We start from the raw sequence: 413 nt of genomic DNA on the forward strand, positions 1-413 counted from the left end.
TCATCAAACGATTTAGATTGCTGTAGCAAAAAATAAAGACGTTGTTTCAATTCAAACTTATGAACTGCACCCCAAAAGTTAGACAGAAAAAATCTAACTTTTGGGGTGTTTTTATTATGTGACTATTAGTCCGTCTCGCTCCGTTAGGTGCGAGACAAAAAAACCACCCACTATGCGGGTGCGCGTCGAAGGTTATACCAAAAAACTCCGAACGCGATACAATAAAGGCGTTCAAGCCAATTGTAAAGCGAAAGGAGAAAAATATGGCACAAAAGGCTCATAAGTTTATCGCATACAAAGTGGCACTGTTCTATCACATTGTGTTCACCCCTAAGTATAGAGGAAAAGTCATCTATAATCAATATCGAAGTAGTTTAGGCGAAATATTTCATCGCTTGTGTAGTTATAAAGGA

1 pseudogene is annotated in these 413 nt (G+C 38.0%); it reads left to right on the forward strand.

The annotated features are described in order from the left end of the window. Nucleotides 1-263: 263 nt before the first annotated feature. Nucleotides 264-413: pseudogene (locus tag ADH54_RS03835) on the forward strand (transposase); the annotation flags it as partial.

It is taken from the genome of Streptococcus pseudopneumoniae (assembly GCF_001072315.1).
In the GTDB taxonomy this organism is placed as follows: domain Bacteria; phylum Bacillota; class Bacilli; order Lactobacillales; family Streptococcaceae; genus Streptococcus; species Streptococcus pseudopneumoniae_R.